Annotated in this window: 10 protein-coding genes and 1 pseudogene; 8 read left to right on the top strand and 3 right to left on the bottom strand. The window is 47.5% G+C overall.

Annotated elements, in window-relative coordinates; all coding sequences use genetic code 11:
- Positions 1–128: pseudogene (locus ACTIE6_RS20840) on the bottom strand (carboxynorspermidine decarboxylase); the annotation flags it as partial.
- 111 nt (positions 129–239) lie between these two features.
- Between ACTIE6_RS20840 and ACTIE6_RS20835 the strand changes: the two are divergent.
- The 7 genes from ACTIE6_RS20835 to ACTIE6_RS20805 all read left to right on the top strand — a co-directional run bounded on the left by ACTIE6_RS20835 (position 240) and on the right by ACTIE6_RS20805 (position 9,540).
- Positions 240–827 carry a 3'-5' exonuclease gene (locus ACTIE6_RS20835; protein WP_439558469.1) on the top strand — a complete coding sequence of 196 codons (588 nt, stop codon included), beginning with the start codon at positions 240–242 and terminating at the stop codon, positions 825–827.
- Positions 824–1,705: a bestrophin family protein gene (locus tag ACTIE6_RS20830; RefSeq protein WP_439558468.1), complete on the top strand. Its 882-nt coding sequence runs from the start codon at positions 824–826 to the stop codon at positions 1,703–1,705. The genes ACTIE6_RS20835 and ACTIE6_RS20830 overlap by 4 nt, the downstream gene beginning before the upstream one ends.
- A gap of 325 nt (positions 1,706–2,030) precedes the next feature.
- Positions 2,031–2,450 carry a hypothetical protein gene (locus ACTIE6_RS20825; protein ID WP_439558467.1) on the top strand — a complete coding sequence of 140 codons (420 nt, stop codon included), beginning with the start codon at positions 2,031–2,033 and terminating at the stop codon, positions 2,448–2,450.
- A 236-nt stretch (positions 2,451–2,686) separates the two neighbouring features.
- Positions 2,687–3,607 (top strand): helix-turn-helix domain-containing protein, encoded by a 921-nt coding sequence (locus ACTIE6_RS20820; protein WP_439558466.1) that lies wholly within the window; start codon positions 2,687–2,689, stop codon positions 3,605–3,607.
- Between the two features lie 114 nt (positions 3,608–3,721).
- Positions 3,722–5,107, top strand: coding sequence for a TolC family protein (locus ACTIE6_RS20815; protein WP_439558465.1), 1,386 nt, complete (start codon positions 3,722–3,724; stop codon positions 5,105–5,107).
- Between the two features lie 38 nt (positions 5,108–5,145).
- Complete coding sequence (locus ACTIE6_RS20810) at positions 5,146–8,406, top strand: efflux RND transporter permease subunit (protein WP_439558464.1); 3,261 nt, start codon at positions 5,146–5,148, stop codon at positions 8,404–8,406.
- A gap of 21 nt (positions 8,407–8,427) precedes the next feature.
- A complete protein-coding gene (locus tag ACTIE6_RS20805; RefSeq protein WP_439558463.1) occupies positions 8,428–9,540 on the top strand; it encodes an efflux RND transporter periplasmic adaptor subunit in 1,113 nt (370 codons plus the stop codon).
- 19 nt (positions 9,541–9,559) lie between these two features.
- Here ACTIE6_RS20805 and ACTIE6_RS20800 read toward each other — a convergent pair whose 3' ends face one another.
- Complete coding sequence (locus ACTIE6_RS20800; protein ID WP_439558462.1) at positions 9,560–10,168, bottom strand: DUF6134 family protein; 609 nt, start codon at positions 10,166–10,168, stop codon at positions 9,560–9,562.
- A 265-nt stretch (positions 10,169–10,433) separates the two neighbouring features.
- A complete protein-coding gene (locus tag ACTIE6_RS20795; protein ID WP_439558461.1) occupies positions 10,434–11,942 on the bottom strand; it encodes a serine hydrolase domain-containing protein in 1,509 nt (502 codons plus the stop codon).
- A gap of 302 nt (positions 11,943–12,244) precedes the next feature.
- On the opposite strand from ACTIE6_RS20795, the gene ACTIE6_RS20790 reads away from it, so the two are divergent.
- Positions 12,245–13,408 (top strand): MFS transporter, encoded by a 1,164-nt coding sequence (locus tag ACTIE6_RS20790; RefSeq protein WP_439558460.1) that lies wholly within the window; start codon positions 12,245–12,247, stop codon positions 13,406–13,408.
- Positions 13,409–13,507: the final 99 nt, after the last annotated feature.

The following is a 13,507-nucleotide window of genomic DNA, read 5'->3' as shown; positions in this document are numbered from 1 at the left end:
AGAATGATCTTACAGCCCGCTACTTTCTGGACACCGTCAATCAGTTGCAGGTTTTTGCGCAGCAGATCCTCTTCCAGCACAAAACAGGGCGAGGGTATTTGGTTATAGTCTATCGGCATTTTATAAATGAGTGGATATCGAATCGTAAAAATGTAATGTTTATCTAGTTTTGTACGCAAAATAAAGGCTTTGAGTTTCCGCTTTCACAATCAAATTGATTTTCCTGTAACATTATATATATGTCCTTTCTCGTACTCGATATAGAAATGACCGGCCCGGAGCCAGGCTGGAATGAGATTATCCAGATCGGTGCGGAGTTTTTTGACGATAGCTGGACCTCCAAAGGCACTTACCTGCAAAATGTGTATCCTGAAAATGAAGAAGCTTTTTCGGTTAAATCCGAAGAAGTGCACGGACTCTCGCTCGCCGACCTCGAAGACGCGCCGATGATTTACGACGTGCTGCCCGAATTTGAAAAATGGATCAAGAAAATGAATGCGGGCAAGCCCGGACTTTCCAATGTGATTATTTGCGGCCAAAGTGTGATCAATGACATCAACTTCCTGCGGTTTGCTTACAGGAACGAGAAAATGAAATGGTCATTTTCAAATAAAATGCTTGACCTGCACACCGTTTCCTACCTTTTCTTCCAGATCATGGAAAAAAATGGCAATACTGTCCCGCGCTCGCTCAGCCTGGGCTCTGTGGCAGGATTCTTTGGCTTCGAACGCGAAGAGGACACGCACAATGCATTGGAAGACGCGCGTCTGACGGCCAAATGCTTCAAAGAGTTTTTCAAATTGATTGACCGCGTTAAGTTTATATGATCGACTACAATCCCAAAGAGTGGTTTCGCTATATATTCTATTTTCAAAAGGGAGATACTGTCCGCAAGCTGACACCGCTGATTCTGACCATCGGCGTGTATTCGGCAGTAGTGGCGTACCTGGTGCTGATTCACTTTGACCTTGGCACCAATACTGATCTGAAAAACATTTCTCTTATGCATTCGCTGCTGGGTTTTGTAATCTCCATGCTACTGGTTTTCAGAACAAACACAGCTTACGACCGCTGGTGGGAAGGCAGAAAACAATGGGGATCGCTGATGAACAACAGCAGGAACCTGGCACTCAAAATCAGTGGGCTGCTGCCGGCAGGATATCAGGAGGAGCGGCTTTTCTTCCAGAAAATGATCCCGAATTATGCCTTTGCACTCAAAAACCACCTCCGCAGCCAGTTCCGCCCGGAAGAGTTTCAGGAAACGCCGGGTATGAACCGCGAATCACTGCAAAATAGCGTTCATGTTCCCAATCAGATTGCTGCGGCAATGTTCAGCAAGGTTATAGAATTGCAACGAAACGGGACTTTGCTTCCCGAACATACCATTCTCCTGAACAATCAGCTCGAAGCGTTTACCGACATTTGCGGCGCCTGCGAAAGGATCAAGAACACGCCCATTCCATTGTCTTACAGCTCTTTCATCAAGAAATTCATTTTCACTTACTGCCTTACCCTGCCAGTCGGCTATGCATTCAGCCTGCATTTCCTGGTGATTCCTTTTGTCATGTTCGTGTTTTACATTCTTGCCAGTCTGGAAGTAATTGCGGAGGAAATCGAAGATCCGTTTGGTGAGGACAGCAATGATCTTCCGGTAGATCGTATTTGTAGTGGAATTCAATCCTCAGCGCTGGCACTGCTGCAATAAGAATTTGCTCGCCTGCTCCACAAATCATTAGAAAGTGGTTAGAAACTCATTAAATTTTTAATGTCCTGAAAATATTTTTCCGGGTGACTGGTAAAGCTCGTTTTCGGATATTTTAATTTTTTTTAACAAACTATCATTCAGCCGAAACCTGTTTTTTCTCATTCTGCATTTCTACTCTAAAAAAGAGTTAAAATCTACGCCTACTATTCCTTCAAACTAGTTTTAAGAGGGTATTAACCAATTTTACAATCATCCTTTAAGGTATTAAATTAGAACAAACCCCAATGAAAGGGTTGAATTGAAGTACTTTTAAATGGAATGTAAAATGAAAAATCTAAAATTTCTTGTTGCCGCAGTTGCAGCTATAACCATACTTAGTTTCCAGGCAAAAGCCCAGTCCATCGTTGATCCCGGCATTTCGGTGCACAACTACAAGCACCCGAACAAGGCTGCTCAGGCGAAAGCGACAAAGAAGAACACCGTGGAAGTAGCGAACCTCAAAACTGTTGAGCGCGCCGGCAAATACCAGCGTAGCAAATACATGAGCACCACGCCAAAGTACGCGCCGAGACCCGCTACCATGGTGGTAATGCGTGAATACAAGGTAGAAGGTGTGCAGCTTAATCCATTGACTTCGCCACGCAACTATAAGACGCATAACGTTTTGGCACCTGTGCGTGACACCGTACAAATGGCTGATAATGTGAATAGCGCAAATGGATCAGCATACCCGACAGTAGATTAGCCGCAACAATCTTGTCAGGTAAGGCCGGTCTTTCGGGACCGGCCGCTTTGTTTAACAAGCTGTTTATAAATTCAAAAGGCAAAGAGCCACGCATATCGCGCTGGCTCTTTGCCTTTTATGGCATTAAAGATTGTTAAAAATTGAAAAAATATAAAAATTATAAGTTCTTATCTACATTAATCAATTTTTAACTGGCATCTGTTGTGGTGAATATTTGAATTTCATAATTTCATCACATGATACCGAGTGAGACCGTAGCGCATTTTTACCAGACGCACCCAGCTGCCAAAGGTGTAGAACGCCCGGACAGTACTTCCCGTAACGAAGAGCACTTCAACGTTTTCTCCCGTGTTTTTTGCCCCAAATACACTTCGTATGCCCGCCGGGATTTTTACAAAATATCACTGATCATTGGCAAAGGGGTTATTTCTTACGGAAATCACCAGATTGAAATTGATAGGAATGCATTAGTGTTCTTTAACCGCAACGTCCCCTACTCCTGGCAGGCGAAGTCAAATGAACAATCCGGATTCTTTTGCCTTTTTAATGATCAGTTCCTGAGCAGTATGAGCAGGTCGGCGACTGTTAACGATTGTCCGATACTCCGCGCTGACAGTATTCCAGTTTATTTCATTAGTGAAGACCAGCAAGATTACCTGTTGCGGATTTTTGGCAAAATGCAGGAGGATATTGCTTCGAGCTACGCACACAAATACGATCTGATGCGTAATTACGTGAATGTACTTACCCACGAGGCTATGAAAATGCAGCCTTCTGAGCTCAACGACATTCACGCAAATGGTTCGGCAAGACTCGCGGCTTCATTCCATGATCTGCTGGAAAGACAATTCCCTATTGAATCGCCCGAGCACAAGCTGCAACTTAAAACAGCCAAGGATTTTGCCGCTCGCCTTGATGTGCATGTAAACCACCTGAACCGCGCATTGAAGGAAACAACAGGCAAAACCACCACGGAACACATCATTGAAAGGATTATGATCCAGTCGAAAGCAATGCTGCGCCACTCCAACTGGAGCATTGCCGAGATTGCATTTTGTCTTGGCTTTGAATATCCGGCTTATTTTAACAATCTCTTCAAAAAACAAACCGGTATCACACCCAAGTCGTACCGGACCAGTGAAAGGTATAGTGTTTGAATTTTATAGTTTATTGTTTGATTGTAATACATAATAACTGCGGTTGAGATCTGATCCGCACAACGACGAAAAGCATAGCTCCTAAACCCCGGTGAAAACCCGGACCTACTAAATATGTTGAAACGATTACTTCACTTACTCCTGCCTTTGTGTTTGCTGACCCCCTACGCGCCGGCCGCCGCGCAGGTACTTAGTCTGCACGACGCAGTCGAAACAGCACTTACCAACTATGGTACCATCCGCGCAAAAAACAACTATCTCGGTGCTTCAAAAGCAACCGTGGCGCAAGGTCGGAAAGAGTACCTTCCAAACCTGAACCTTTCCGCACAGCAGGATTACGGAACTGTGAACGGGCAGAACGGTCCGCTTTACGGGTTGGGACTTGCGGTAGCATCTTCGGGTTTGCCGCTGGGCAGCCAGAACTGGAATGCCGCATTCGGTGCATTGTACCTCACGAATGTAAACTGGGATTTCTTTGCATTTGGAAGAGCGCGGGAACGGATCAATGTGGCGAAATCGACAGTTATACGCGATGAGAGTGATCTGACGCAGGAACAATTCCAGCATAGCGTGCGCGTGGCAGGCGCTTACCTGAACCTGCTGGCGGCACAAAGACTGATCCGCTCGTGGGAAAATAACCTTGAACGCGCAAATGCATTGAAGAATGTGGTGGTAACCCGTGCTAAGAACGGTTTGATCCCTGGCGTAGATTCTTCGCTCGCCAATGCGGAGGTATCCAATGCAAAGATCAGCATCACCCAGGCGCGCGACCTGGAACAGGAACAGGCGAATGTACTTGCCAGGTTAATGGGCGTTACAGAGCAGCGGTTTACGCTTGACAGCACTTTCATCACGAAAATGCCCAGACTGGTTGCGGATTCCCTACCTAAGCTCGAAAACCATCCCCTGCTCCGGTTCTATACAAACCGTGTGGCAGTTAGCGAGCAGCAGGTGAAGTATATCAAAACACTAGGAATGCCGGTTTTCTCCTTCTTTGGCGTTTTCCAGGGAAGGGGCGCAGGATTTTCCTCCAACTACGCAGTGGACCAGCATGCTTTTACGCAAAACTACCTCGAAGGTATTAAGCAGGTTCTGTTCAATTATCTGCTGGGGATTGGCGCGACGTGGAATATGACGAACGTACTCCGCACGCGGCAACAGGCAGTAGCGCAAGGGTTCATTTCAAATGCATTGAAAGAAGAATATAACCTGGCTGAACAGCAGATCAAAAACCAGCTGCTGTTATCAGAAAACAAAATCAGGAATGCGGCCGCCAATGCGCAGGAAGCGCCTGTGCAGGTAAAATCAGCCTCCGATGCTTATCTGCAAAAAAGCGTGCTGTACAAAAATGGGTTAAGTAACATCGTCGATATGACACAGGCGCTCTACATCCTGAACCGCGCCGAAACCAACCGTGATATCGCATTGAACAACCTCTGGCAGGCATTGCTGCTGAAAGCCGCAGCAGCGGGAGACTTCGGCATCTTTCTCGAACAATAATCCTACAACCCTAATTAACCCTTAATGACAATTTCAGCATGGACTTAATCCGCTTTGCGCTGCGTAAACCGATCACGATCATGGTTGTAGTGGCGGGTCTATTCTTTTTCGGTATCAATGCAGTACGGAACATCAAGATTGACATTTTCCCCAAGCTTGATCTGCCTGTTATGTACATTGCCCACCCTTTTGGCGGATATACTCCCAACCAGATGGAAACCTTTTTTGCCAAACAATACATCAATATTTTGTTGTATGTCAATGGTATAAAGAGCATTGAAACCAAGAACATCCAGGGTTTGACTTTGATGAAGATCAATTTCTACCCGGGTACCAATATGGCGCAGGCTTCGGCTGAGCTGAGTGCATTCACGAACAGGGCGCAGGCAATTTTCCCGCCCAGCTCCAATCCTCCGTTCATAATCCGCTTCGATGCCTCCACTTTACCTGTTGGCCAGCTGGTACTCAGCAGTGAGAAACGCTCCAACAACGAGCTGCTCGATCTGGCAAACGTGTACGTACGTTCCACATTTACGTCCATTCCCGGCCTGGTTTCGGCTCCTCCATTTGGCGGGAATATCAGGACTATTGTTGTAAAAGCCGATCCCGAGCTGATGCGCTCGCACAATATCTCTGTTGACCAGCTGGTAGAAGCATTGCGCGTCAACAACCAGACTGCGCCTTCGGGTAACGTACGGATCGGCGATAAAAACTACATTACGCCCACTAACACGACAGTCCGGCACGTAAAAGACTTTGAAAACATCCCTTTATTCAAGGGTACCGTTCAAAATCTTTACCTCCGTGATGTGGCGACAGTCGAGGATGGGGCGGACATTACAGCTGGTTACGGGCTGGTGAATGGAAAACGTTCGGTATACCTCAGCATCGCCAAAGGCGCAGATGCTTCCACCTGGGAAGTAGTGCAAAACCTGAAAAAGGCAATGCCGCGCATTCAGAGCACATTGCCGGAAGATGTGAAGATCAGCTACGAGTTTGACCAGTCAACTTACGTAATGAACTCCGTGAAAAGTCTGCTCACGGAAGGTGCGATCGGCGCTATACTTACCGGGTTAATGGTGCTACTATTCCTGGGCGATCCCCGCGGTGCATTGATCGTTATTTTGACGATCCCGACTTCCATCATTGCAGGTGTTTTATTCCTCAATTTATTTGGCCAAACAATCAATATTATGACGCTGAGCGGTTTGGCGCTTGCAATCGGGATTCTGGTTGATGAAAGTACGGTGACCATTGAGAACATTCACCAGCACCTGGATATGGGAAAACCCAAGGCGCTCGCGATCTGGGATGCCTGTCAGGAAATTGCATTCCCCAAGCTGCTGATCCTTTTTTGTATCCTGGCCGTATTTGCGCCTGCATTTACAATGGGCGGCATTCCGGGTTCCTTGTTCCTTCCGCTGGCGCTGGCAATTGGTTTCAGCATGATCGTTTCCTATTTTCTCGCGCAGACATTCGTTCCTGTAATGGCCAACTGGATCATGAAAGTAAAGCACCACAAAAAGGCGGACGGAACCGAAATGAGCGACTCCGAGGAATTTGCCGCTTCGGGCCTGAGCAGAAATAAAGACGAACAAAAGGAAACACTCGTTAACCGCGCGGATTTTGACCAGGATGGTAAAATCAGCTTTTTTGAGCGTGTAAGAGCGCGATTCATGCGGTTTATCGAAAGGACTATCCCATTCCGCAAGCCCATTGTTGTTTCTTACCTGATTGTCACTACCGCGCTCGCTGCCTGGATGCTGGGCGCAATCGGGAAAGATGTATTGCCAAAAGTGAATGGAAGCCAGTTTCAGGTGCGGCTGCGTGCGCCCGAGGGAACCCGCATTGAACGGACAGAAGAGAAGACTTTGAAGACCATTCAAGCGATTAAAGATATAGTAGGCGCCGAAAATGTGTCAGTTACTTCTGCTTATGTAGGTCAGCACCCAGCCTTATTTTCTGTAAACCCCATTTATTTGTGGATGGCGGGCCCGCAGGAAGCGGTGTTGCAGGTAGGTTTAAAAGAAGGTTTTCATACCAATCTGGATGGACTGAAAGAGAAGATCCGGGCCAGCGTGCGCCGCGATATTCCTGATCTTAAACTCTCATTTGAACCCATTGAACTCACAGACAAGATCCTGAGCCAGGGCTCTCCCACGCCGATTGAGGTAAGAATGTCGGGACGTGACAAGAAGCTGAATGAAAGATATGCGCAAAAGGTAATAGCCAGGCTAAGCCAGATCAGTTACCTGCGTGATATCCAGCTGGGACAATCGAATAAATATCCTTCTATTAATATTGAAGTAGACAGGATCCGAGCGGCGCAGCTGGGTGTCGATATGAATGATATTTCAAGATCGCTCACAGCCTCTACTTCTTCTTCGCGCTATACCGACAAAAATATCTGGGTTGATGAAAAAGGTGGTTTCAGCTACGCCGTACAGGTCCTGATTCCGGAGAACAAGATGAATAACGTCAATGAAATTGGCGAGATACCTTTGCTCCGTAATGCCAACCGGCCCGTGCTCGGCGATGTAGCCACCATTACACCAGATACTACTTATGGTGAAAATGATAACCTGGGTTCAATGCCCGTGCTCTCGGTTACGGCCAATCTGAACAATACAGATCTGGGGATTGCGAAACAGGACGTGGAAGCTGCATTGGCAGACTTGGGCAAGTTGCCGCGCGGACTTTCTGTTGAGCTGGTCGGACTTAGCCAAACGCTGACGGACACCCTGGTCAGTCTTCAAAATGGACTGGTTGTGGCAATTGTCGTCATATTCCTGATGCTCGCTGCGAATTTTCAATCGTTCAAAGTTTCCGCGATTGTACTGGCAACGGTTCCGGCAGTCGTACTGGGCTCCCTTGCATTGCTGATGGTAACCGGCTCTACGCTGAACCTGCAATCTTACATGGGCATCATTATGTCAGTAGGCGTATCTATTTCCAATGCGGTTTTATTGATTACCAATGCAGAACAGCTGCGCAAGCACAGCGGCAATGCGATAGAAGCAGCCAAAGAATCTGCCGGCTTGCGACTGAGACCCATTGTTATGACTGCTGTGGCGATGGTGGTGGGTATGATACCGATGGCGAGTGGCCTGGGAGAAGCGGGTGATCAATCCTCTCCGCTCGGCCGCGCGGTGGTCGGCGGATTAATTGCTTCCACATTTGCCGCATTGTTCATTCTGCCGCTCGCATTTGCCTGGGGACAAGGTAAAGCCAGCACGCAGAGCGTTTCCCTTGATCCTGAGGATGAAGAAAGCAAATACTATGTTCCAACAACCCGATAACCCTTTTTGAACCCGATAAATATGAAGAATAATCAAAAACTACTCACCTCATTCCTGGTTGCAGCTTCGCTGATTGCTTTTCAGGGTTGTGGTCCGTCCCAGGCGGAAAAGGAAGAGGCGGCGAAGGCGGAGAAACCTGCGGAAGCGCCGGTGCTTGAAACTGTTACCGTTCAAAAACAACAGCTATCTTCCAATCTTCAAATCCCGGGCGAACTGATTCCATTTCAGCAGGTTGACCTTTACGCCAAAGTCAGCAGTTTTGTAAAAAAGCTGCATGTGGATGTGGGAAGCGAAGTGAAACAGGGACAACTACTTGCCTCAATGGAAGCCCCGGAACTTACCGCTCAGCTCACCACAAGCGAATCGCGGCTGAAATCCCAGGAGGCGATTTATGAAGCGAGTAAGGCCAATTATGAAAGGCTGCTTGAAACCAGTAAAACGCCGGGTACGGTCTCGCAAAACGATCTGGATCTTGCATTGGCAAAACAAAGATCTGACTTGGCACAACTTGACGCGGCTCGCTCCGCCAGCAGGGAAATCGCCGATACCCGGAACTATCTTGAAATCCGTGCCCCCTTCAGTGGTGTAATTACAGCCCGTAATGTGAGCGCCGGCGCCTATGTAGGTCCTACTGGCAAGGGTTCCGAGTTTCCGCTTTTCACATTGGTGGAGCAAAGGAAGCTGCGACTTGTTGTGAGTGTTCCCGAAGCTTATACCAGCTATTTGAAGAGCAACAGCGCGGTTCAATTCAAGGTAAGGTCGCTCCCCAACCAGAACTTTACAGCGAAAGTCACCAGGCTATCAGGCGCCCTCGACGCACGTTTACGCTCGCAAAGAACAGAAATGGACGTGATTAACAGTGATAGAAAACTTTTACCCGGTATGATCACCGAAGTTACGATTCCCCTGAGCGCAGATGCTACCTCGCTGGCTGTTCCAAAGTCGGCCGTACTGAATTCAACGCAGGGTACCTTTATAATTAAAGTAAATAATGGAACGGCAGTATGGGTTCCGGTGAAAACGGGCACCAGCAGCGACGAGCTGACTGAGGTATTCGGGGAGATTAGCGAGGGAGACGTGATTATTAAATCGGCTAATGAAGAAATACGGAACAACTCCGCAGTGAAGATTTGATCAGCTTGGAGAAAGGAGCTTAAAGCCGCTTTTCATTTAACACAATTCTTAACTTAAAACCGGCAAGATCCGTGTTAACTTCCTGACAAAGACCATTTTTATACAAATAAATGCCTTGCTTCCCATCCGGCAGTACCACGCCGTACTTTCCTTCGGATAGCTTTTTGACACTGCACATTTTTCCATAACGTTCTGAATAAACTTCATTCACATTAACCGGCTCTTTATAATAGAGGCCGGTTATCGTGCTTTTAATGGGCGCATTTAGCTCAATCCTCGGCTTATCTTCCCCGTCTTCGCCCGAAAACAGAACTTCGTACAAGGATTTGGTGCTGCTCTTCGTCTGGGTTTTCTCCTTCAAATCCCCATTCACATGGTGCGAACAAGTAGCAGATACCAGCTTTCCCTGCACATAATTCGTCTGCGTTGCATACTTGCCTTTATAAAACATGATCTTGAAATCGGACTCGATCCGGTGTGTTTCGCTGTTATCTGCCGCCTTATCATCAAAAACGCGCAGCGAGCCAATGGTGCGGCCTGCTACGATCACATCATATAATGTTTGTGCCTGGCAAATTGAACTTGCCAGCATTGTAAGACCGAAAAACAGTGAACCCAAAACTTTCATTCGCGTATGGTTTAGAACTATTATGGTGTGTGATTGATATATAACAGTACAAAATTTGTTCCTATTGCCCTGAGACGAAAAATAATGGTCTGACTACCGCCACCAAAAGGTATGTTGCAAAGTTGAAAAGCAAGTACTGAGCTGCTGCATTTGTCATACTTTGTAACAATCCGGTTAGAAGACCTTTTTTATAAAGATTTCGTTTTTTCTTATCAGACAATCCGGAAACAGCTTCCCCCTATCCGCACTCGATTTTACTTACAGCTCATTTAGCAAGCGAGAAATCCAGCTGCTGTATCAATGCAGGGTTTTCAGGTGATAATGTAAAAAACACCCGGATATCGCCGCGCTCTCCTTTTAGTATGAAGCTACCTCTCAGGTTATTAGCTGCAACCATATCCGATGATCCGCTGATTTTACCAGTCTTTTCCAGCAACTGGTCCAGCTCTTTCCTGCGGTGCGAGAGCGACCTGTCAGGGAAAAAGTTCTCTGCAAAAATTCCGCTTTGTTCTGCATTCTGCCAGCCGGGCAGCATGGAAGCGAGCTGTTGCTTTCTTTGTTTGAGGATATCGGAGACCGGCAATGGAAGTGGTTTCAACCCCGCTAACGTAATAATCGTATCCAAAACAGCCGTATTGATGTTTGCCATTCCTGCGTATGTCCTGTTTGCATAAGCGATGATCCCGATACCGTAATCCGGCAGGATCTGCCACTGGCTGCCGAAGCCGGGCAACCCGCCGGTGTGACCGATTCCTGTTCGCCCGGTGCAATCCTGACTCCAACGCAGCCCGTATCCGTAGCCGCTCGTCATGGCGCACGCGCGACCGCTGGGATATTTGTAAGATGCATTCAGCCCGCTGAAATTCCATGGCATTTGCATTTCCCGCACGTCACTGCGGTTCACAGGGCCAGTCTCGGGCGCCGAGCTGGGCGGCCACACCGATAAATGGAATGCAACATACTTACTAAAATCTTCAATGGAGGTGATCAGTCCGCCCATTGCTCCATAAGCGCCGTCGTGCAACAGCTCTTCCTCTTTCCAGGTGTCGTCTTCGTACCGGTAACCGTGTGCGAGCAGGTTTTTGGGCGCTTTTGTATATTCCCAAATGGTATGCTGCATGCCAAGCGGCTTAAAAATCTTTTCATCTATATACTGCTGATAAGGTTTACCCGAAACCACGCTGATGATCCTTCCAAGCAATGCAAACCCGAGATTGCTGTATTCATAGGTAACACCCGGCACATTGGAAAATGATATACCGCTTTCTATCAACGCGATCAGGTCTTCATCCTTGTCATTCAGCTGGCGGTCGCCCCAGGGATTGTCTTCCGGAAAGCCGGCAGCGTGCGTCATTAAGTGCCTGATGGTGATTGGCGGAGCGTCCGTGGTGGTTGCACGCATTGTTTTCAGCTCTGGAATGTAGAGATAAGCAGGATCATCAAGCTTCAATTTACCTTCTTTCCGCAACGCCAGAATTCCCATTGCAGTTGCGCTTTTTGACATGGATGCAATGCGGAAAAGCGTTGCAGGAGTTGCCTTCGTTGAAGTAGCTACCTGCGAAAAACCCTGTCCGCCCGATAACAGTAGCTTTCCATCAACCACCAGCCCGAAAGCGAGCCCCGGGAAATGATTTTTCTCCGCATAATCTTTGTAAAGCTGCTCAATCACCGGCAGCGTAGCACGGATGCTGTTCAGCCGCTCGCCTTGGCTAGACTGCGCATTGGTAAGGAGGGGCATAAGGGAGGCAAGGAGACCAACAACAGCTTTTTTCATGTGCAACAGGAGTTATGTATGAAGGACAATTTAGCAAATCCTCCTGCTAAGGCACAATCCAATATCAATAAATTACACGATCTTTCTTTTGTACAACACTTACCTATTTATATCATTTAAATAGTACAAGAATTCTGAAACTTAATCTGCTGATATACGTTAATTTTGCATTATAGATGGTGCATTTTAATAGAGCAGTGCAATTTCCATCAGAAACACACTTATAGAATTTCCTTAAAAAAGTTATATAAGAAGCAATCACAAAACACCACTGGGCTTGTCCCGAATGAAAAAAGAAAGTCATGAATTATTCAATTTTTGCACCCTCAGATTCCAGAAAGTATTTGCGCCTTGCGGTAGCGGCTTTCTTCTTTGTTCAGGGGCTGAGCTTTGCCGCCTGGGCAAGCCGCATCCCGGACATTAAAAACATGCTCCATCTAACAGAAGGAGGATTAGGTACCGTATTGCTTGCATTGCCGATCGGGTTAATGGCCAGTCTGCCGATTTCAGGTTGGATGGTAACCCATTACGGAAGTCGCAAAATGGTGCTCATCGGCGCGATTCTGTATGCTACTACGTTGGTTTTCATCGGTTTTGTAACACGCACAGAGCAATTGGTGATCGCGCTTTTTGCCTTTGGCTTGTGGGGGAACCTTACCAATATTGCAATCAATACACAGGCGGTTGCTGTGGAGCAGCTTTACGGAAAGTCAATTATGGCCTCATTCCACGGATTGTGGAGCCTCGCCGGGTTTGTGAGCGCGATGATCGGTTCACTGTTCATCTCGATCAGCGTTCCTCCGCACCTTCATTTTACATTCATTGCGCTGGCCGCATTCCTGATCATTTTTACCGCATACAAGCATACAATGCCCGAAAGCGAGAAGAATTCAGGAGAATCGCAGCCCCTTTTTGTAAAGCCCGACCGTGACCTGCTCACACTTGGACTGATCGGCTTCTGTGCGATGGTTTGCGAAGGCGCCATGTTCGACTGGAGCGGCGTTTATTTCCAGGAAGCGGTACACGTTCCTGCTTCCATGACCACGCTCGGTTATGTCGCTTTTATGGGTACTATGACGGGCGGCCGCTTCGCCGGTGACTGGCTCGCTAACAAGCTGGGAAGAAAAGCTATGTTGCAGATAAGCGGTATATTAATGGGTACCGGACTGGCTGTTGCAGTGCTCTTCCCCTACCTGGTACCGGCCACTTTCGGTTTCCTGATGGTTGGTTTCGGTGTATCTTCGGTGGTTCCGTTGGTGTACAGCGCAGCGGGTAAATCTACCACCATGTCAGCGGGAATGGCGTTGGCTGCGGTTTCTTCCATCAGCTTTATCGGCTTCCTGATCGGACCTCCATTGATCGGTATCGTCGCCCAATTTGCTGACCTCCGCTGGTCTTTCGCGATCGTCGGTGTGCTGGCTTCACTGACTGCGTATCTTTCAACCAAGGCGAAACTGATCAGCTAAACTGCCAACACAAATATTTGAACTGGGATATCGGATAACGGTATCCCTTTTTTTGTGCATCCGGAGTTTGGTCGAAGAACAAAAGCAGCAATCCCCAAC

Origin of the sequence: Dyadobacter sp., assembly GCF_051859145.1 — a bacterium.
GTDB lineage: Bacteria > Bacteroidota > Bacteroidia > Cytophagales > Spirosomataceae > Dyadobacter.
Note: the sequence above shows the minus strand (reverse complement) of the source record. Positions and strands in the feature narration are given on the sequence as shown.

Coding starts and splice junctions, on each gene's coding strand:
- ACTIE6_RS20805 (WP_439558463.1), top strand. CDS start 8,428: ATGAAGAATAATCAAAAACTACTCACCTCATTCCTGGTTGCAGCTTCG.
- ACTIE6_RS20820 (WP_439558466.1), top strand. CDS start 2,687: ATGATACCGAGTGAGACCGTAGCGCATTTTTACCAGACGCACCCAGCT.
- ACTIE6_RS20795 (WP_439558461.1), bottom strand. CDS start 11,942: ATGAAAAAAGCTGTTGTTGGTCTCCTTGCCTCCCTTATGCCCCTCCTT.
- ACTIE6_RS20810 (WP_439558464.1), top strand. CDS start 5,146: ATGGACTTAATCCGCTTTGCGCTGCGTAAACCGATCACGATCATGGTT.
- ACTIE6_RS20830 (WP_439558468.1), top strand. CDS start 824: ATGATCGACTACAATCCCAAAGAGTGGTTTCGCTATATATTCTATTTT.
- ACTIE6_RS20800 (WP_439558462.1), bottom strand. CDS start 10,168: ATGAAAGTTTTGGGTTCACTGTTTTTCGGTCTTACAATGCTGGCAAGT.
- ACTIE6_RS20790 (WP_439558460.1), top strand. CDS start 12,245: ATGAATTATTCAATTTTTGCACCCTCAGATTCCAGAAAGTATTTGCGC.
- ACTIE6_RS20815 (WP_439558465.1), top strand. CDS start 3,722: ATGTTGAAACGATTACTTCACTTACTCCTGCCTTTGTGTTTGCTGACC.
- ACTIE6_RS20835 (WP_439558469.1), top strand. CDS start 240: ATGTCCTTTCTCGTACTCGATATAGAAATGACCGGCCCGGAGCCAGGC.
- ACTIE6_RS20825 (WP_439558467.1), top strand. CDS start 2,031: ATGAAAAATCTAAAATTTCTTGTTGCCGCAGTTGCAGCTATAACCATA.